This is a genomic window from Mucilaginibacter sp. R-33, from assembly GCF_049949235.1.
GTDB lineage: Bacteria > Bacteroidota > Bacteroidia > Sphingobacteriales > Sphingobacteriaceae > Mucilaginibacter.
Genome location: NZ_CP188089.1, coordinates 3,457,897 through 3,477,680 on the forward strand (window position 1 = coordinate 3,457,897; position 19,784 = coordinate 3,477,680).

Here is a 19,784-nt window from a genome sequence, read left to right on the forward strand (position 1 = left end):
AATAAGGCGATGAAACCTATTAAAATTGCCATAGCCGATGATTATACCATATACAGGGACGGCCTCAAAATTGGACTTACCCAGGATGAGAACCTGGAAGTAATGCTTGAGGCCGGCGATGGTGAAGACCTGATAAAAGGCATTGAAACCAATATGCCCGATGTAATTATCATGGACCTTAAAATGCCTGTTATGGATGGCATGGAAGCTACCAAACACATTAAAAAGAAGTATCCTGATATGAAAATTTTAGTGGTGACGATGTACGATGACGAAAAGTTCGTAATTCATTTAATGGAGATTGGCGCCAACGGGTATCTGCTAAAGAACGCAGAAGCTGAAGAAATCAGGAAAGCGATATATTCGGTACACGAAACAGGCTATTACTTTAACAATATAGTAAGCAACGCACTTTTAAAGAAATTGGTGATAAAAGGTAATATCAAACCATCCTTTAAAGAAGGCGTTGAACTCACCGAACGGGAACAGGATGTACTGAAATTAATTTGTGCCGAAAAAACTGCCAATGAAATGGGCAAACAACTATTCCTTAGTCCGCGCTCGGTTGAAGGGATCAGGCAGCGCCTGATAGATAAGGTGGGCGTACGCAATACCGCAGGGCTGGTAATGTTTGCTGTAAAGAATGGGATAATATGAGGCTTTTTTAAAATTAGCCATCGCATTTTGCACATCCTCTTAAAACAAGATTCCGTTTATTAATAAACACACAAAATAAACGCTTAAAACAAACCTTAAAAAGCATAATTAATCTTTTCGCTTAACAAAAAACATGATTTATCATTGTTAAAATCATATAAACCAATAATTATAGAAAAATTCATCAATTAAAATTCATTGTTTTGATAAAAAATACAATTTTCATTGATATTTTTACAACAAAACGTTGACTGATTGATCAAGATTTGAATGAAAAGAAATATCCAGTGCGATAATCAAACCTGTCTTTTATGTAAGGGCTGTATAAAAGAGTGGCTGCCTGCAATTGCAGCCAACAAAAAAAACTTTAATGTAAAAAAAGGACAGGTTATTTTCAGTGAAGGCGACCCGGTGAAAGGAATTTACTTTGTTTATGAAGGCAATGTAAAAGTTCATAAAAAATGGGGGCCGGATAAAGAACTTATTATTCGCTTTGCCAATAAGGGTGCCATTTTTGGTCACCGTGTGTTGGGTAAACATGCCACCCACTACCCTATTTCGGCAACAGCGTTGGAAGCAGGTATTATATGCTACATTGATATGGAGTTTTTTGAAGCTACTTTAAAAGTAAACCCTCAGTTTACCTACCAGCTAATGTTATTTTTTGCCGACGAACTGCAGGAGGCTGAACGCAAAATGCGTAATCTCGCGCATATGCCGGTAAAGGGCCGCGTTGCCCAGGCACTCATAAGCCTCAAAAATCAGTTTGGTACAAACCCGGAAGGCCATATTGATGTAGAACTTACCCGGCAGGACCTGGCTTCATACGCCGGCGCCACTTACGAAACCGTTTTCAGGGTAGTTAACGAGTTGTTACAGGAAAAACTGATTAGCACAAATGGCAAAAAGATCAGTATTATCAATCATGATAAACTTTTTCTTTTAACTCAGGATGACGAGTTGTAAATGGGATAATTACTTCGAAATATTATTATCCTTTTGCCTTAAATGGGTTTATTATTTTTAGCTTTTTTGGGATAAAAATCATGAGGCGTAAAGCAGAATATTGGTGTCGATTGCGATATTATTCATAATCATTAGCTTCACCCCTGTCAAACCTATACCCATTATTCAAGGTAAATTCATTTAATCTGTCGCTCAAATGATCAACGATTTTTTATATAGGCTCAGTTTCTCTTTAAATTAACGACAATCATTTTTAACATTTAGATAATTATCGGCAGCCAGCCCTCACCCAACCAAATTCCGTACTTCAACCGGCGATAACGATGTTTGCTTTTTAAAGAAGTTTGAAAAATGCGACAACTGCCCGAAGCCCAGGCTATAGGCTATTTCCGATATATTCCAGTCGGTTTGTTTGAGCAGGATGCGGGCCTCCTGGATGAGCCGGCCGGCTATATGCTCAGTTGTAGTTTTGCCGGTACTCTCTTTTAATACTTTATTAAGATGATTGCTATGAACAGCAAGTCTGTCGGCATAGTCTTTAGCTGTACGCAGACTGATTCTTTGATCGGGTGACGCTATTGGAAACTGCCTCTCCAGCAATTCAATAAATAGGGATGATACCCTTGCAGATGCATTATGACTGTTATTATAATTGGTAAAGGGCTGCAATTTTTGGCCATAATGAATTAGCTCCAGTACATAGTTCCTGATCAGGTCATACTTGTACAGGTAATCGGATGCTATTTCATGCTGCATCTTTTTAAAAATGAGGGTGATCTCATCGGCCTGTTCATCGGTAAGCATAAACACCGGGCACCCTCCGGGACTAAAGATCGGTAAAGCATCTAATACCACACCGCTTTTAGATTGTACCAAAAACTCATCAGTAAAAATGCAGAAATATCCGGATTGATCCATACTCTGTGGTTTCCAGCTATAAGGAATTTTGGGTGTGCCAAACACTAATGCATTCTTTTCAATATTAATAACCTTATCTGCATACTCAGCAATATTCCTGCCCCTCACCAGGTTAATTTTATAATATAACCTGCGATTGTAAGGTACATGGGTAGGATCCTTCTTTATTTTAGCAATGATGTCGGTAAGGTTGAATACATTAAAATGCCCTATCTGGTTATTGATATCAGCCGGAAGCAGGTCCCCCACCGTGCTATTGGTACGCCCGGCAGCATCTTTGTAAAAATCTTCTACTGTTACTGTTTTCATCTTTTGCTTTAATGAGCTAAACAAATTTAATGATAACTACATCAATATTTGCTTCTGGTAAATCAGTTCTTACAAAACTCAAACAAAAGTTTGCAGTAGATCAACACTTTATATTTTCCGGAGGCAAAACAAACTTAATACATAATAGAAATGTTATTTGAATTTGATAAATACCCATTAACAGATGATAAAAGAAGCCGCCTCATAATTGACTTACGAGGCGGCTTCCTTCTATATAACACCAGTATTAATAACCCGGGTTTTGGTACATCTTAACAGGGTCAAGTTTGTACTCATCAAACGGAATCGGGTAATAACGATCTTTAGCGGTAAAGTTTGCCAATGAAGCCAAACCAAAATCAGTTTGTTTTTTTGCTTTGAAGTAAGCTACCAGATCTGCATCGTTAAAGGTACGCAACAAATCGTACCAGCGGTGATGCTCAAAAGCAAGCTCAACACGGCGCTCATGCAAAATAGCCAGCTTTAATGTTGGGTATTTGGTGGCATAATCACTGTTAGTCATTGATACCGCATAAGTTGGCATACCTGCACGTGTGCGTACCTGGTCAAGGAAGCCGATAGCAGCAGCCTGGTCGCCAAGGTAGTTATTAACTTCGGCCAGGGAAAGGATCACATCAGCATAGCGCATCAGGATCCAGTCGTTACCGCCGTAGCCATTTACGCCGGCGCTGGTGCTCACATCCCTGAATTTAGTAACAAACCAGTCTTTCACAATAGGATCATTGGCATATTTAACAGAGAAAGTCATGCGGGGATCGTTGGTTTCATACTCATTAATCAAATCATGAGTAACATTATAACCAGCACCTGATGATTTTTTTTGCGAGTTGATAGTCTCACCCTTTGCCTGGAAATTAGCCGCAATTGAAGAGCTATAATTAACATCACCCTGAATATTTACTATCTGGAAGATTAACTCCGGACATGTTGTTTTTTTTGCGACATCAAAAACATCAGTATAAGGGATGCTGTTTAGCGTGCCAAAAGTACGCATATTATAAGCATTCATTAGATATGTTTTGGCATTGGTAAGGTTAGTTGTACGGTTAGCCTGATCCTGGGTAGTTGCCATAGTAAGGTACACCTGACCCAACAGGAAATTAGCAGCCGCTTTTGAGGTTCTGCCGGTAGAAGCTTGCAGGTTAGGTAGCGGGCTGTTATTGATAACATCTGTCAGATCGGCCACTATCTGTTGATAAACAACGGCTTGCTTTTCGCGGAAAGTAGCTGTAGGCAATTCAGCATAAGATAATTGCTTAGTAACCAACGGTACATCCCCCCAAAGGCGCACCAATTCAAAATAAGTAAATGCACGTAAAAATTTGGCTTCGGCAATGTATTGCAACTTTACACTATTATCCGGAAACGGCACAGCATCAATATGCGACAACACCACGTTAGCGCGGGTAACAGTACCATAAAGCGATACCCAATGACTTTTAAGATAGGTATTGCTTGGCAGTATCGAAAAATTACCAAACTGAAAAGGTTCGCCTGCGTTTGACTGGTTATCCTGAGTACCAGTGTCATCCGAACGCTGATCTGTCCACAAATCACTGCTTTCGCCTACATTATTGCCACTGCGTAACGATTGATAAATACCGTTTACAGCCAGTAACACATCATTAGGGGTTTTATAGCTGGCATCAACCGTTATAGCGTTGGGGTCACTCTCATTTAAAAAGTCTTTTTTACAAGACGGGCTTATCGCCACTGCAACTGCAAGGCAGGCAATGGCTACAAATTTTTTATTCATCTCAATATCTCTTTAAAAAATTCATTAAAAAGTAACATTAACACCTAAGTTATAAGATCTAACCAGCGGGTAAGTACCATAATCGATACCCGGGGCCAGATTGGCAGGCTGAGTATTGTTTGAAGCAGCGCCTGAATAGTTATAATCCACATCGGGGTTATAACCTTTATACTTGGTGATGGTAAATGCGTTCACAACGCTGGCAAAAACGCGTGCTTTGCTCAGGCCTAAAGTTTGCTGCAGGAAGGCAGGCAAGGTATAACCTAAAGTAAGGTTGGTACAACGCAGATATGAGCCGCTTTGCAGGTAAAAAGTTGATAAACGGGTACTGTTACTTTGCGTACCGGCACGTGAAGCACGGTAAAATGAACCGTCCCCTGGTTCAGCTTCGTTACGATAACGTTGTGCAACATTAGCATACTGGTTACCGGAACCTTCCCCATTGTACAAATAATAATCCTGCCCGTCAAGTATCTTATTACCATAAGAACCGTTGAATGAAGCACCGAAGTCAAAACGTTTGTAAGTGCTGTTAAGGGCGAAGCCGTAAGTAAATTTAGCATATGGTGAACCGATAATGGTTTTATCAGCATCATTCACAACACCGTCTTTATTGGTATCAACAAACCAAAGGTCGCCAATTTTGGCAGGGTTGGTTTGAGAAGCTGATGGAGCAGTTTTACCATAGTTAGAAGCGTTGATTATACCACCAACCTGGAAACCGTAGAACATACCGATAGGCTGGCCCTGGGTAGTTATACTGGTAAGGTATGAACGTTCGGCACCGTTGATGATGAGGGTATTTTGAGCAGGCAGTTTAACTACTTTGTTGCGGTTTAATGAAATATTACCGCTCGCGCCAAATGTAAAATCCTTTGTATTAATTATCTTACCATCTAACTGCAAGTCAAAACCGGTATTACGGATCCTTGAGTCGTGCAGATTAGTTAAGATAGTAGTACTGCCGGATATTGCCGAAATTGGCTGATTGTACAAAAGGTTATATGAATAACTTAAGTAATAGTTGGCGATAACCTGTAAACGGCCGTTAAATAAACCAATATCGGCACCAAAGTTATATTGTGATGTTGTTTCCCAGCTCAATTTGGGATCTTTTAAGCCGCCGGGATAAGTTGCCGTAGCCACTCCGCCGTTTAACACAGCGCCAACCGGGCTGGCCAGGGTTTGCGCGATAGCGTAGTTAGGGATATTGAAGTTACCGCTTTTACCCCAGCTTGCACGGATCTTAACTGTTGACTGATCGCCAAGGAAATTGTGATAGAAAGCCTCATCAGACAGGTTCCAGCCTGCAGCCACAGAAGGAAAATAGCCATACCTGTTTGTTAATCCAAAACGGGATGAACCATCCGCGCGGAAGGAAGCTGTTAAAAAGTATTTACCGGCGTAGTTATAATTTGCACGGCCAAGGTATGACAGTAGTGTATAGGTGCTTTTAGCTGCAGAGTTTAAGCTAAAGAAAGCGGCATCGGCACCTTTACCTGAAATCTCGGGCACGTAATCACTCTGAAAACCGTTTGCTTTTACACTGATGTAATCGCTGGTTGTTTTTTGCGCTGTGTAACCGGCTAACGCATCAAAGTGATGTTTACCAAATTGTTTGGTGTAATTTAAGGTAAACTCAGCCAGCCTGTCAACGTTAACAAGGTTTGATGCCTGTGCATTGGCCGCCAGTATTGACTGCTGAGAGCCCGGAGGGAACGCACCACTGCTTATCGTGGTTGGGTAGTAGTAATCGTATTTTTCGGTATAGGTTTGTGTACCAAGGTTGGTTTTAAAATTAAAACCAGGCAAAATATTATAAGTAACGTTTGCATTATAAGTGCTACGGTAGCCTTTCCTGTTAATTTTAATACGCTCGGCAAGCGCTACAGGGTTTTCGATGCTCTGATAGCCATACTGGGACGAGCCGGCAGCTTCAACGTTTGTTTGCAATGATCCGTCGGCATTGTAAGCAGGCAGGTAAGGCATATAGATCAGGGCGCCAAGAATTGGGCTGTGATCAAAGCGGCCTTCCTGTGTTTCCTGGTTGGTGTTTTGAGTATAAGCTATGTTTGCACCAACATGGATACGTTTGCTGACATCACCATCGATATTGGTACGGAAGTTAACACGCTGCTGACCGGTAGCCTGAATAATACCCGGCTGGTTTTGATACGCACCGCTTACATAATAACGAATACCATTCGATGCTCCTGAAAACGACAAGGTATGTTTCTGGAAAAACGTGTTGCGGTACAGCTCGTCCTGCCAATCAGTATGTACTGTCTGTTTAATAGGGGTTTGCGAAGCAAAATTATATAAACCATCGGGGATGCTCACGCTACCAGAGTTACCAACATTAGTGACACGCGTTGCGTTGTTATCAGAGTACATGGCGTCGTTCCAGGTATGGCCTGAGTTTACCCAAAGGTCATGATAAGCATTATTACGGCCGTCAATTACCAGCAGTGCTGCCTGATCGGCATTAAGTAGCTTCACTTTATGGGCAAGCTGATCAACACCGGTTTGTACATCGTACTCAAAACGGCCTTTACCTTCTTTGCCTTTTTTTGTAGTGATCAATACTACACCACCTGATGCACGTGAACCATAGATAGCGGCAGATGCAGCATCTTTCAAAATGTCGATGCTTTCGATATCATCGGGGTTAATGAAGATATCATTACCGGCCGGGTAACCATCAATTACATATAGGGGATCAGAACTGGCGTTGAATGAGCCAACGCCCCTTACCCTGATTTTAGTGCTTGTATATGGAGCACCGCTGGTTTGGGACACTTGTACACCTGATACCTTACCAGCAAGGGCCTGCCCCAATGAAGGTGCAGAAAGATTAAGATCACTGGCTTTAACGCTGGCAATAGAACCGGTAACATCACTTTTACGAATAGACTGATAACCGATGGCCACCACCTCGTTAAGCATGTTTGATTTTGGTTTCATCTTAACGTTAATGGTTGATGAACCGCCAACAGTTATTTCCTGCTGCTCATAACCAATAAAGTTAAAAACCAGCACGGCGCCTTCATCGGCCGAAATGGTATATTTACCATTTGTGTTAGTTGCAGTACCTTTATCAGTCCCTTTGATCCGAACTGATACGCCGGGTAACGGAAGATTAGTTTCGTCGGTAACAATACCGGTGATTTGGTTTACCTTATATATTATATTTTTTGCCGAAGCGTTTGAGATAAAAGGTTTTAGCAAAACCAGTAAAAACAATACAGGAATTAAAAAAAACCTGTTCAAAAGATTTGGGTTAATCTTTTTATTCATATTTTTAAAATTGATTGTTGAAAGAAATCACTTAAAGCCTTGGACCGCTTTTGAGTTATTTGACAATTATCCCGGACCAGGTGAGTGTTAGCGCATTCACCGGTTCTTAGTTTTATCGCCGAGCCCGATGTTAAGTTGAAGTTATGTTACATAGGCGATATTTTTAAAGACATGAGCCAAAGATTAATAATTTAATAATTATTATTGCACTATCATTAAATAATATTAATACAGAGTTATTAATATTGTAATAATGACAGCAAAGCTAAACCTGTTATCTTAACCAAAGGATACCTTAGTGTTAAATTTACATTAAACAAAAAATAGAAAAATGCTTGCCTCTTTGCAGGAATTTTCACTTTAGTCAGTTGTTTAATACTACCATGAAGTAGTGGTAAAATTCACGTTACTTTTCCGTGATGAGGTTACGGCTATCCCTTTCTCACCACCGCCGAGCAAGGAAAAACCTTCCAGCTCATCGCCCCTGTCTATACCATCAACCTGGCTTAGCACCACCTGTTTACCGGCTTCAATTGATTTTTTCAAATCAACATAAGTAAACCGCCATTGCCTGCCTTCAAGCTTATTCTGGATCAGCACTAAAACACCTTTATCAGCCTTCCAATACAGATTTTGTACCCAGGGTGTACATGTAAATTTTTTGTAAAGCACACCAGGTTCCTTCGTGCTTTTGGCTTTAGCCAGTTTTTCGGGGTCGTATAAACGCACTTCGTTGCCATGATCGCCATAATCGGCAGTGGCTACATACCACTTATTATTATACTTTACATATTCCGGACGGGTGCCCTGGATACAGGCATCATCCTCAATGGTATTAATTAAGTTACCATCAAGCGTACCGGTTTTAAGCAAGCCTTTCCAGTTTACATTATAAATAACCGCTCTCCACTGGCTACCCGCCGCATTCAATCGGATAGAGTTGCCTATAAAGGTTGGGCCTCTATCATTGTTATAGGCTATGCCGGTAGGGTGGTTAATAATATCCTGCCCGTTTTGGGTTAGCTTATATTCCTTATGCAGATATACCAGGCTATCATTTTCCAACTTAAACTCCCGGATCATTCCAACTTCCCTGTCGCCATATAAAAATATGCGACCATTTTGGTATGAAATGCCCTGGCAGGCGCCCAACGAGTCGATAGTTATGGCCCGGTTAAGCTTATGATCAATGGTACCGGTTGTGATGCTGCCGATACCTAAAACAGCAGCTACCATAGTTAAAGTAAGTTTTTGCATTAGTTTAATAAAATATTACATGAATGATCAGACCACAGCTTTAAGCTTTGCGCATTCCGCTTTCGGCTTTCTTAACGAGGGTCAAGGGGTTCGTCAGGATCAATTTGTTTGGCTTCTTCTACCGGGTAATATTCAACTTCGGTTTCGGAGTTACGCTTGGCCAGTTTATATGGCACATAGTTCAGTTCCTTTTGGCAGCGGGCATCCATATTCATTATAAAATCGGTTTGTGATTTATCGGTTACCACAATTCCGGGCTTATCGGCAGGGATACCATATTTATAAAGCAGTCTCGCGCTGTTACGCATATTTGTTGTGGTATGGCGTGCATGAGGTTCAATGATGATCGCATTTTCAGGAATGTGAAGGTTTTTTACTAAATAAACTTTCATTTCCTCGGCTTCATTATACTTTGTTTTATATGGATGCACATTGCCGCCCGATACAATGATAAACGGCGCTTTGCCTGCCTTATATTCCTGTACCGCCAGTCTGCAGCGCAGCATCCCCTCACCGCTCAATGGCGATGTTAAATTATCCGGACCAGCGCCGGGTACAAGAATATTTGAATAAGGATAATCGGCCCATTTAATGGTTTTGATACGGGTTACGGCAGCCTTATTGCTACCTAACTCCATAGGCTCGTAATTGGCTGGATCCTGCCTTTCGTTGATCTGCAGATAAAGCAGGGCTGCCTGCATAGCGGGTTCAAAAAACAGCTTTGTTCCTTTAATATCACCCAGCAATGTAGCGGAAGCATCATACATCAGCGTATAATATGCCCTCGCTTTAACATTATAGCTAATAGAATCTATTTGCGGATAGTTAGGCTTTTTGCCTTCAGCATAAATGCCAATAGTGTAATTAATACTACCTGCGTCCTGCTCCCATGCTTTTATAAGCAATTGCTCCGGCGATAGTTTTTTATACAAGCTATAAAGGCCCGATGGGATCAGTTTCGATTTAACCATCCTGTCAAACGCGTTACCTGTTTTATATAGTGCTGCAAGCCGGTCGCTTACGGTTTTGATGTCCTCATCAGTTAGTTTTACTGCAGTTACTAAGCACGCCGCGTCTTTACAATCAGTAAGAGAAGTGCTAAGGGCGCTTAGCTTTTTCCGAGTGAGCTGTGCCAGTTCAGGATCGTTTTTAAGTAAATTGCTTACTTCGGCATCCTGCTCAAATAAAGTCAGCAGGCCGTAGTTTTTAATCTTTACATAATCTGTCGGGGCATTTTTAACAGGGGCCTGGGTTTGCGCGAAGGTGCTTATACTGCCTAATCCAAGCATAGTTAGTAGCAGGAGTTTTTTCATTGAGCTGTTTTTTAACAAGGCGCAAATAACGCCTAAGCAGATAAACTCAAAGTTAACTACCGGTAACTTTCCTCTTACAAAAGAGGCCAAATTTTGATTTAAATTAAGATATACCATCTTTGGGTGTAAAAAATCCATATCAAATTTGATATTTGCAAAAGCTGATAAATCTTTCAAACTTCATCTATGGAAAATGCTGCCTTATTAAAAGCCATTATTGAAAATGCTATCGATGGCATTATTACTATCGATGAACGGGGGATAGTCGAATCTATTAACCCATCGGCCTGCAAGTTATTTCAATATGAACCTCATGAAGTTATCGGAAAAAATGTATCGATGCTGATGCCCCAGCCTTACAGGCAGGAGCATGATCATTACATCAATCGATATCAAACTACCGGTAAACCGCATATCATTGGTATAGGTCGTGAAGTAACAGGCTTGCGTAAAGACGGCACCCAATTCCCGTTCAGACTTGGGGTTAGTGACGTAAATTTTTCGGGACGTAAAATATATGCCGGCTTTATACACGACCTTAGCCGTGAGAAGGAAGCTGAAGATAAGCTGAAGGAATACACATCACACCTGGAGGAGGTGGTAGAGGAACGCACCCTCTCCTTAAAACAATTTGTTGTTGAACTGCAAAAAACCAAGGAGGAAGTAAGCCAGTCTCTCGAGAAAGAGAAAGAATTGGGGCAATTGAAAAGCCGTTTTGTATCCATGGCATCGCATGAGTTTCGTACGCCGCTAAGCGCTGTTCAATTATCAGCCTCGCTCATTGATAAATATGCCGAGCCTTTGCACAGCCTGCAGATCAGCAAGCATGTTAATAAAATCAAAAACGCCGTTGGCAACCTCACTACCATTCTGAATGATTTTCTCTCGCTCGAAAAACTGGAAGCCGGGCGTATTGAACCATCATACACCAGGTTTGACCTGGTTAAGCTGGCCGAAGAGCTAACTGAAGAAATGCAGATTATGGCCAAGCAAAACCAAAATATCCTTTATCAGCATACAGGTACAGATAGTATGGTTTACCTCGATATTAATCTGCTCAAAAACTGCATCATCAACCTCATCACAAACGCCATCAAATATTCGGGCGAGGACAGTTTTATTGAATTTAGTACCGAAATAAATGCTTCCGGCTGTTCCATTACTGTAAAAGATAATGGCATAGGCATTCCCGAAAGCGACCAGAAGCATTTATTTGAGGCATTTTTCAGAGCGCACAATACAGGCAATATCGCGGGTACCGGTTTAGGCCTTAATATTGTGGCCCGGTACACTGCCCTTATGAACGGCAGGGTTGATTTTCAAAGTAACGTAAACGAGGGTACTTCATTCACCATTTCATTTCCCGCATCATGAACCAAAAAATCCTTATCATCGAAGATAACAACGATATCCGCGAAAACGTGGTAGAAATACTGGGGCTGGCCGGTTACACGGTATTTGAAGCCGATAATGGTAAAACCGGTATTGAACTGGCCGTTAACAACCTGCCCGATGTAATACTTTGCGATATCATGATGCCCGAACTTGATGGTTATGGCGTTTTATTTATGCTGAATAAAAATCCCGAAACTGCCGCCATACCTTTTATATTTTTAACCGCAAAGGCCGAACGGATTGACCAACGCAAAGGCATGGAAATGGGTGCCGATGATTACTTAACCAAGCCTTTTGATGATATTGAACTGCTAAACGCCATTGAAAGCAGGCTCAGGAAAAAAACTGCCCAGCAAAGCTTTTATAGTCAATCGCTCGAAAACCTAAACTCAATTGTATCGAAGAATAGCGGTCTCACCGAACTTAAACGTATTATTAGCGAACGCAAGGTACGCCTGTTTAAAAAAGACCAGGTAATTTATTACGATGGTGATAAGGGGAATGGCTTGTACCTGATATTGAAAGGCAGAGTTAAAACCGTTAAACTGGCAAACGATGGCCGTGAGTTGATGACCGCCATCCACTCTGCCGAGGAATACCTTGGGGTAAATGCCATGCTCTCGAACGAGGCTTACACAGATACAGCAACCACCCTGGAGGATAGCCAGCTGTGCCTGATCCCGAAAGATCAATTGGACAACCTGCTCAATTTATACCCAGATATTGCGCGTGAGTTTATCAAACTGCTTTCTAATCATATCCGCGACAGGGAAGAGCAATTATTGCAGCTTGCGTATAACTCAGTACGAAAAAGGATGGCCGATACCCTGGTGCGACTGCATAAACAGCAGGGTGGGGATTTCAAAATTTCGCGGGAAGACCTTGCTGCTATGGCCGGTGTGGCAACTGAAACTGTGAGCCGTACCCTTACCGATTTTAAAGATGAAAACCTAATCGAAAAAAAAGGGAGCCAGATCACCGTGCTTTCGCCCGAACGGCTGGCCAAAATGAAAAACTGACCGCTGCTATTTTTAGATGATCCTGCTCATTCACTGAGCAATGACTTGATTACAACAAACCATTTGCACCCCTGTGCAACCTATTTTTGTATCAACACCAACAGCTCCTGTGGCGTTTCATAAGTTGTACCTTTGTAGCTGAGTACTTTAGCGCCAACGCATACGGTATCAACGGTTTTGGTAGTGTGTGTAATATAGATCTTCCCGCGCACGTCCGGTTCTGTACCGTCACTCACCATTTTCATACCGGTTAGCAATTGCATTACACTATCAACGCCCGGCTTTTTATTAAAGTTTTTTTCTTTCCCTTCAGGGAAGTAATAATCAAACTTATCACAGGTGATCCTGAACTGCGTTTCGCGGCCAAGCTCGGTGAACTTAAATTTGATGGATTGCACGTCATCATTTGAGCCGGATTTGCTTTTGCAGGCAAAAAAAGTAACAGCAATAAAAAAGAATACTAAAATGTTGAACTTTTTCATAAAGCTTTTAATATTGATATAAACCTACAAAATATCCTGAACTTGTACGGCATTCCGATTATAAGGCTTTATTCCGTTACTTTTTATTTAAAAAGCCCGAATTTAATGTAAGTGCAGTGCTTTTGATAATTATCATATTCAACTTCACTTATTAAGTTTTGATCGTAAATTGCATGGCAATATATTAATAAACATATGTCGAAAAGAAAGCAAGCTGATTTCTTGAAGTGGTTTGGCCCATTACTACATGCATTAAGAGATTTAGGTGGATCGGGTAAACCACGAGAGGTTTCGGAAAAAATTGCACAGAATTTAAAATTATCAGATTCCATCCTTGAACAGACTATCAAATCGGGTGAATCAAAATTCCACAATCAGGTGGCGTGGGCAAGGCAATATCTGGTATGGGAGAAATTTCTAGATGATTCTCAAAGAGGAACATGGTTATTAACGAAAAAGGGCTGGGAGACAGATGTTTCAGAATCCGAATCTCGATTAATATTTCAGAAATGGGTCAAAATTTATCAGGAAAGAAGAAAATCTAAATCAACTACAGGCATAATCGACGATGTTAATGAAATTGAACCTGAAATTATAGAACAAGACTATACTCCTACGTTACTGGAAATATTGAAAAAACTATCACCTAAAGGATTTGAACAAATTTGCGGATTACTGCTAAGAAAATCTGGATTTGAACAAGTTACCATTACAGGACGGTCAAATGATGGTGGAATAGATGGGATTGGCATAATTGCCCTTAACGCGTTTGTAACCAATCGCGTATTATTTCAATGTAAACGATATTCGACAACGCCGGTTAGTTCCAGCCATTTAAGAGATTTCAGAGGCGCTATGAGTGGCAGAGCTGAAAAGGGCATTGTTATAACAACAGGCCGATTTTCGGAGGAGGCGAAAAGAGAAGCTTCCAGAGATGGGGTGGGGAATATCGAATTAGTAGATGGAGAAAAACTAGTTGAATTATTTCAAAAAATTGAGTTGGGAGTTAAACCACAAATCGTTTATGAAGTAGATTATTCCTTTTTTGAACCATATCTATAAAAACCAGTAATAAAAAACTTCCACTTGAGGGCTCGGGGCAGCTACTTCAATTCATCCAACACCCTAAACATTTTCTCCTTTATACTCCTGTTCGGGCCGCTGAAATTATTAACCATGATAGAAAAACAAAGCTCTCGGCCGTTTTTGGTTTGATAACCGGCATAACACAACACATTATTGATGCTGCCGCTTTTCATTTTCATATCATTATAAACCGGCAGACTTGTATAAAAATCGGCAAACCAGCTTTCCTTCTTTGCCGATTGCAGGATGCGGGCCAGCGTTAACGTAGTTACCCTGTCACCGGGCGAAAGGCCGCTGCCGTCGTAAATATTCATGCTGCGGGTATCTATCCCTTTGGCCGCCCAAAACTTTTGTACCTCATCCACACCATTTGCCGTTGTAGGCTTGCGGTCCTGTTTCCAGGCTATTGTTTTGAGTAACTGCTCAGCGTAAAGGTTAATACTTTTCTGGTTGAGCCAGTAAACTATTTTGCTTAAAGTTGGTGATGATATAGTTGCCAGATTTTTAGCAATTATGGGCAATGGCAGGTTTTTAGCGCTCAAAGTAGTGGCTGATTCCGGCTCATTACCGATAATGATACCTAAACTCCTCAGCATATCATTGAGCCGCAACGCAGCATCATAAGCAGCATCGGGTAAGGCCGCCGAAATACTTTTCTTATCCTGATCAATGGCATAAGTACCGCGCAGATATATTACTTTACTGCCAACCGGTAAAAAAGCATAAGCATTATCGCCTGAGCCGGCAGAACCATTTGTCAACTCGCTTTTAAATGCAAGGTATGGCATCAGCGGAACAGTACGGGATATGCCAACCGGGCTACCAACCGCACCCGTACGCAGCTTTATATCAAACTGATTTTCGCGCCAGCAAAGGCCCGATGTACCGGCTCCGTAATAGTTGCCGATGTCCTGCCAGATCCAACCTTCGGGGATGGACTGTGTACCGAAGATGCTATCATCGCCAATGATGCGGCCGTTAACTTTTTTGATACCGACCTTTCGCAAGGCATCAGCCAAAAGGGCTAATACATGCCCCTCTTGGGTTTGCTCATAACGCCAGCTGCCCAAGGTCGGGTCGCCGGCACCTTTAATGATGATATCGCCGGTCAGGGTGCCGTCGGCCCCAATCTCGCCGGTATAACCTAATTTCGTTTGATATTGAAAATCGGGACCTAAAATATTAAAAGCCGTAATACTGGTAATGGTTTTAAGCGTTGAAGCGGTAGCCAAACCCACGTTAGGGTTACCGCCAAACACCTGCTCCCCGGTTTTGGCATCAAGTACGGTTAATGATACTGAAGCATAATTGCATTGGCTATCCGCCTGCAACCTGCCAAAAGCATTTGATATTTTTTGCTGAAGCGTTTGCGCCGCAACAGACTCTCCTATAAATAAAAAACTAATTACCAGTAAGCGCCTCATCCTGTTTTTTAACGTACCGTTGCGAAATATAATATATGGGCACACCAATCAATACAATAATTAAGCCCGGCCAGGTAAACTGGGGTTTATAAATTATGAGCAATACACAAAATATCAATCCCATTATAATGTATATGGCAGGCAAAATTGGGTATCCCAGTGCTTTATAAGGACGCTCAGCATTTGGATGTTTTCTCCGCAGGATATATATGCCGAAGATGGTAAGGACATAAAAAATCACCACCACAAAGGATATCATATCCAGCAAATCACCGTAACGGCCGCTCAGGCAAAGTATCGAAGCTACTACAGCCTGGATCCACAAACCAAACTCGGGCACGCCAGACTTATTTAATTCACCTGTTTGTTTAAAAAATAACCCGTCCTTTGCCATGGTATAATAAACCCTGGCACCTGAAAGTATCAAACCGTTATTACAACCAAAGGTTGATATCATGATCATAACGGCAATGATATAAGTACCGAGATTACCAAATATGATATGCGATGCAGCTACGGCAACACGGTCTTTATCGGCAGTTGCGATATCATGCATGGATAGCACACCGGTGTAAGCAACGTTAGCTGATACGTAAATGATAGTTACTATCAAAGTCCCTAAACCAAGACTTAAGGCAACATCCCTTTTAGGGTTTTTCATTTCACCTGCTATAAACGTTACGCTGTTCCAGGCATCACTACTGAAGATCGAGCCTACCATCGAAGCTGCAATAGCCCCCATGGCTGCGGCAAGGGTAAGACTAACAGTTGTATTATCCGCTTTAAGATTATGAATATCCCAGGCGTTACTCCAGTTGGCATGCCATATTTCAGGCTTTAGCGCTACAAAACCAAATATGATCAAACCAAACAAACTTAAAAGCTTGGTAAGTGTGAACGTGGTTTGGATAAGTTTGCCACTTTTTACCCCTTTGGTATTAATATAAGTAAGTAATACAATGATGAAAATTGACATCAGCTGAGCAGCGCTGATCTTTAAGAAACCGAGTTGAAAAAGAATGTTCTCCTCGCTAAGCGGATGAATCAAATAGGCAGCAAACTTACTAAAGGCAACACCTACCGCCGCAATAGTACCTGTTTGGATCACCGCAAAAAAGCTCCAACCATATAAAAAAGCGATGAGCTTGTTGTAAGCCTCCTTTAAATATACATATTGGCCACCAGCTTTGGGAAACATACCGCTCAATTCGCCATAACTTAGGGCCGCAGTAAGCGTCATGAAACCGGTGATAACCCAGATAGCTATCAGCCAGCCGGCCGAGCCTACGTTACGGGTAATATCTGCACTAACAATAAAAATACCTGAGCCTATCATGGATCCTGATACGAGCATGGTACCGTCCAGCAAGCTAAGCTCATGTTTCATTTTTGGTTGCGATGAGTTTTTCGCCATATATTGTTTTAGGGTTTAAATCTCTAAACTATTCAAAAAACTTTAATATTAACGATCACTATAGTAAATAAATAAAATTACTATTTTGCAATCACCAATTGTTATTAAACACTGTTAAACCAAGCAGTACTACTTTATTAAACCAAATTTGTGATATGGATTTTCTGAACAATTATTTAATTTATTTAATTCCTGTTTTGGGGCTTATCGGGATCCTTGTTATGGCTATTAAGGCCGCCTGGGTTACCAAACAAAACGCCGGTGACGGCGACATGGCCATACTTGCCGGTTACATTGCAGATGGCGCAATGGCCTTTTTACGTGCCGAATGGAAAATATTAGGCGGCTTTGTTGTGGTTGCCGGTATTTTGCTGGCATGGTCGGGCACAACGGTTACTACTTCAAGTCCTGTTATTGCCATATCATTTCTGATAGGCGCGTTTCTATCTGCGTTTGCAGGTTACCTGGGGATGCGTATTGCTACCAAAGCTAACGTACGTACCACACAGGCTGCACGTACCAGTTTGGCACAAGCTTTAAAAGTATCGTTTACCGGCGGAACCGTAATGGGCTTGGGTGTAGCGGGTTTGGCTATTATTGGTTTAGGATCGCTTTTTATTGTTTTTTATCAGTTTTATGTTGTTAAAGTAGCAGGCAGCAGTGTTAATGGCGAAGCCATGGCAAAAGCGCTTGACGTTTTAGCCGGTTTTTCATTAGGTGCAGAATCCATAGCGCTGTTTGCCCGTGTTGGCGGTGGCATTTACACCAAAGCGGCCGACGTAGGTGCTGACCTTGTTGGTAAAGTTGAAGCCGGTATCCCCGAGGATGACGTGCGCAACCCGGCCACCATTGCCGATAACGTAGGTGATAACGTAGGCGATGTTGCCGGTATGGGTGCCGACCTTTTTGGCTCATATGTAGCTACTATGCTGGCTACTATGGTGCTGGGCCGTGAAATCGTATCACACGATAATTTTGGTGGTATTGCCCCCGTATTGCTGCCAATGGTAATTGCCGGCCTTGGCTTGATATTTTCGATAGTGGGCGCGGCTATGGTGAAAATCAAATCAGAAACCGACAGTGTGCAAAAAGCATTGAACATAGGTAACTGGGCATCAATTATACTAACTGCTATAGCTACATATTTTGTTGTACAATGGATGTTGCCTTCGGGCGAATTTCACATGGTACGCGATGAGGTTAACGGGGTGGTAAAAGCTGAGGTGATACCCTTTACTAAAGACGGTGTCTTCGGATCAATATTGGTTGGCCTGGTAGTAGGTACTTTAATGTCGATTATCACCGAGTACTACACCGCCATGGGTAAACGCCCGGTATTGAGCATTATCAGGCAGTCGTCAACCGGTCACGCTACCAATATCATCGGCGGTTTATCAGTAGGTATGGAATCAACCGTGCTGCCTATCCTTGTTTTGGCATCGGGTATTTACGGGTCATATTATTTTGCCGGTTTATATGGTGTAGCTATTGCCGCTGCCGGTATGATGGCAACAACGGCCATGCAGCTGGCTATCGATGCCTTTGGGCCAATTGCGGATAATGCCGGCGGTATTGCCGAAATGAGCCGCCTGCCCGAAGAGGTACGCCACCGTACCGACAACCTGGATGCTGTTGGTAACACTACAGCCGCTACCGGTAAAGGGTTTGCTATTGCTTCGGCTGCACTAACGTCCCTGGCCTTATTTGCGGCTTTTGTGGGCGTTGCAGGTATTGAACATATTGATATTTATAAAGCCAACGTACTGGCAGGTCTGTTTGTTGGCGGAATGATTCCGTTCATTTTTTCTGCTTTAGCTATTGCGGCGGTGGGCAGGGCGGCTATGGCCATGGTAGAAGAAGTTAGGCGCCAGTTCCGCGAAATTCCGGGTATCATGACTTACGAAGGTAAACCAGAATACGAAAAATGCGTGGCTATCTCCACCAAAGCGTCGATCCGCGAAATGGTTGCCCCTGGTTTAATAGCGCTGATCACCCCTATCATCATCGGTTTTGCCTTTGGCCCCGAAGTGTTAGGCGGCTTGCTGGCCGGTGTTACCGTATCGGGCGTATTGATGGGGATTTTCCAAAGCAATGCAGGTGGTGCATGGGACAATGCTAAAAAATCATTTGAGAAAGGCTGCGATATCAATGGCGAGATCTTCTACAAAAAATCAGAACCGCACAAAGCATCAGTAACAGGTGATACTGTAGGTGATCCGTTTAAAGATACTTCAGGCCCATCCATGAACATCCTTATTAAGTTAATGTCGATAGTTTCACTGGTTATTGCCCCGCACCTGAACAGCCATCCGGCTGCAACCAGCGCCAGGATCCAAAAAGAAATGAACAAACAACCTATGAGTATCCATATGGTTGTTAAAGCAGAGAAAAGCGTTTAATAGTTTTTATAGTAATAAAGAGAGCCGCCTGTTGAGGGCGGCTTTTTTGTTGTCTGATTGGATATGAGATT

The 19,784-nt window shown here is 42.1% G+C and carries 14 protein-coding genes; 6 read left to right on the forward strand and 8 right to left on the reverse strand.

The features are described from left to right. The first annotated feature begins 9 nt into the window (after positions 1-9). Together ACP26M_RS14505 and ACP26M_RS14510 are read left to right on the forward strand one after the other, a co-directional pair. Positions 10-657, forward strand: a complete 648-nt coding sequence (locus ACP26M_RS14505; RefSeq protein WP_090523305.1) for a response regulator transcription factor — start codon at positions 10-12, stop codon at positions 655-657. Between the two features lie 270 nt (positions 658-927). Then, positions 928-1,623, forward strand: coding sequence for a Crp/Fnr family transcriptional regulator (locus tag ACP26M_RS14510; RefSeq protein ID WP_091163089.1), 696 nt, complete (start codon positions 928-930; stop codon positions 1,621-1,623). 285 nt (positions 1,624-1,908) lie between these two features. Here ACP26M_RS14510 and ACP26M_RS14515 read toward each other — a convergent pair whose 3' ends face one another. The 5 genes from ACP26M_RS14515 to ACP26M_RS14535 all read right to left on the reverse strand — a co-directional run bounded on the left by ACP26M_RS14515 (position 1,909) and on the right by ACP26M_RS14535 (position 10,494). Next, positions 1,909-2,850: a helix-turn-helix domain-containing protein gene (locus ACP26M_RS14515; protein WP_426580880.1), complete on the reverse strand. Its 942-nt coding sequence runs from the start codon at positions 2,848-2,850 to the stop codon at positions 1,909-1,911. Positions 2,851-3,097: 247 nt separating this feature from the next. Further along, a complete protein-coding gene (locus tag ACP26M_RS14520; RefSeq protein ID WP_426580883.1) occupies positions 3,098-4,627 on the reverse strand; it encodes a RagB/SusD family nutrient uptake outer membrane protein in 1,530 nt (509 codons plus the stop codon). Positions 4,628-4,651: 24 nt separating this feature from the next. Next, positions 4,652-7,924, reverse strand: a complete 3,273-nt coding sequence (locus ACP26M_RS14525; RefSeq protein WP_426580885.1) for a SusC/RagA family TonB-linked outer membrane protein — start codon at positions 7,922-7,924, stop codon at positions 4,652-4,654. Positions 7,925-8,302: 378 nt separating this feature from the next. Further along, positions 8,303-9,181 carry a hypothetical protein gene (locus tag ACP26M_RS14530; RefSeq protein WP_426580887.1) on the reverse strand — a complete coding sequence of 293 codons (879 nt, stop codon included), beginning with the start codon at positions 9,179-9,181 and terminating at the stop codon, positions 8,303-8,305. Between the two features lie 71 nt (positions 9,182-9,252). After that, positions 9,253-10,494, reverse strand: coding sequence for a YdcF family protein (locus tag ACP26M_RS14535; protein ID WP_426580889.1), 1,242 nt, complete (start codon positions 10,492-10,494; stop codon positions 9,253-9,255). Between the two features lie 186 nt (positions 10,495-10,680). On the opposite strand from ACP26M_RS14535, the gene ACP26M_RS14540 reads away from it, so the two are divergent. Both ACP26M_RS14540 and ACP26M_RS14545 read left to right on the forward strand, forming a co-directional pair. Continuing rightward, positions 10,681-11,868, forward strand: a complete 1,188-nt coding sequence (locus ACP26M_RS14540) for a PAS domain-containing sensor histidine kinase (protein WP_091163083.1) — start codon at positions 10,681-10,683, stop codon at positions 11,866-11,868. Beyond that, entirely contained in the window at positions 11,865-12,908 is a 1,044-nt protein-coding gene (locus ACP26M_RS14545) for a response regulator (protein ID WP_426580892.1), read from the forward strand. Before ACP26M_RS14540 ends, ACP26M_RS14545 begins: the two co-directional genes overlap by 4 nt. Positions 12,909-12,988: 80 nt before the next feature. On the opposite strand, the gene ACP26M_RS14550 is transcribed toward ACP26M_RS14545, so the two are convergent. Next, the gene (locus ACP26M_RS14550) at positions 12,989-13,390 is read right to left on the reverse strand and encodes a hypothetical protein (protein ID WP_426580894.1); all 402 of its coding nucleotides are present in this window, start codon (positions 13,388-13,390) and stop codon (positions 12,989-12,991) included. Between the two features lie 195 nt (positions 13,391-13,585). On the opposite strand from ACP26M_RS14550, the gene ACP26M_RS14555 reads away from it, so the two are divergent. Beyond that, the gene (locus ACP26M_RS14555) at positions 13,586-14,452 is read left to right on the forward strand and encodes a restriction endonuclease (protein ID WP_426580895.1); all 867 of its coding nucleotides are present in this window, start codon (positions 13,586-13,588) and stop codon (positions 14,450-14,452) included. A 41-nt stretch (positions 14,453-14,493) separates the two neighbouring features. Here ACP26M_RS14555 and dacB read toward each other — a convergent pair whose 3' ends face one another. Next, positions 14,494-15,900 (reverse strand): D-alanyl-D-alanine carboxypeptidase/D-alanyl-D-alanine endopeptidase, encoded by a 1,407-nt coding sequence (gene dacB, locus ACP26M_RS14560; RefSeq protein ID WP_426580897.1) that lies wholly within the window; start codon positions 15,898-15,900, stop codon positions 14,494-14,496. After that, positions 15,878-17,314, reverse strand: coding sequence for an APC family permease (locus ACP26M_RS14565; RefSeq protein ID WP_426580899.1), 1,437 nt, complete (start codon positions 17,312-17,314; stop codon positions 15,878-15,880). The genes dacB and ACP26M_RS14565 overlap by 23 nt, the downstream gene beginning before the upstream one ends. Positions 17,315-17,469: 155 nt before the next feature. On the opposite strand from ACP26M_RS14565, the gene ACP26M_RS14570 reads away from it, so the two are divergent. Continuing rightward, complete coding sequence (locus ACP26M_RS14570; protein ID WP_426580901.1) at positions 17,470-19,713, forward strand: sodium-translocating pyrophosphatase; 2,244 nt, start codon at positions 17,470-17,472, stop codon at positions 19,711-19,713. Positions 19,714-19,784 lie beyond the last annotated feature (71 nt).

Excerpts from the sequence above, each read along its gene's own strand:
- ACP26M_RS14540 (WP_091163083.1), top strand. The coding sequence starts at position 10,681 with ATGGAAAATGCTGCCTTATTAAAAGCCATTATTGAAAATGCTATCGAT.
- ACP26M_RS14545 (WP_426580892.1), top strand. The coding sequence starts at position 11,865 with ATGAACCAAAAAATCCTTATCATCGAAGATAACAACGATATCCGCGAA.
- ACP26M_RS14505 (WP_090523305.1), top strand. The coding sequence starts at position 10 with ATGAAACCTATTAAAATTGCCATAGCCGATGATTATACCATATACAGG.
- ACP26M_RS14535 (WP_426580889.1), bottom strand. The coding sequence starts at position 10,494 with ATGAAAAAACTCCTGCTACTAACTATGCTTGGATTAGGCAGTATAAGC.
- ACP26M_RS14565 (WP_426580899.1), bottom strand. The coding sequence starts at position 17,314 with ATGGCGAAAAACTCATCGCAACCAAAAATGAAACATGAGCTTAGCTTG.
- ACP26M_RS14525 (WP_426580885.1), bottom strand. The coding sequence starts at position 7,924 with ATGAATAAAAAGATTAACCCAAATCTTTTGAACAGGTTTTTTTTAATT.
- ACP26M_RS14550 (WP_426580894.1), bottom strand. The coding sequence starts at position 13,390 with ATGAAAAAGTTCAACATTTTAGTATTCTTTTTTATTGCTGTTACTTTT.
- ACP26M_RS14515 (WP_426580880.1), bottom strand. The coding sequence starts at position 2,850 with ATGAAAACAGTAACAGTAGAAGATTTTTACAAAGATGCTGCCGGGCGT.
- ACP26M_RS14530 (WP_426580887.1), bottom strand. The coding sequence starts at position 9,181 with ATGCAAAAACTTACTTTAACTATGGTAGCTGCTGTTTTAGGTATCGGC.
- ACP26M_RS14570 (WP_426580901.1), top strand. The coding sequence starts at position 17,470 with ATGGATTTTCTGAACAATTATTTAATTTATTTAATTCCTGTTTTGGGG.
- ACP26M_RS14510 (WP_091163089.1), top strand. The coding sequence starts at position 928 with ATGAAAAGAAATATCCAGTGCGATAATCAAACCTGTCTTTTATGTAAG.
- ACP26M_RS14555 (WP_426580895.1), top strand. The coding sequence starts at position 13,586 with ATGTCGAAAAGAAAGCAAGCTGATTTCTTGAAGTGGTTTGGCCCATTA.
- dacB (WP_426580897.1), bottom strand. The coding sequence starts at position 15,900 with ATGAGGCGCTTACTGGTAATTAGTTTTTTATTTATAGGAGAGTCTGTT.
- ACP26M_RS14520 (WP_426580883.1), bottom strand. The coding sequence starts at position 4,627 with ATGAATAAAAAATTTGTAGCCATTGCCTGCCTTGCAGTTGCAGTGGCG.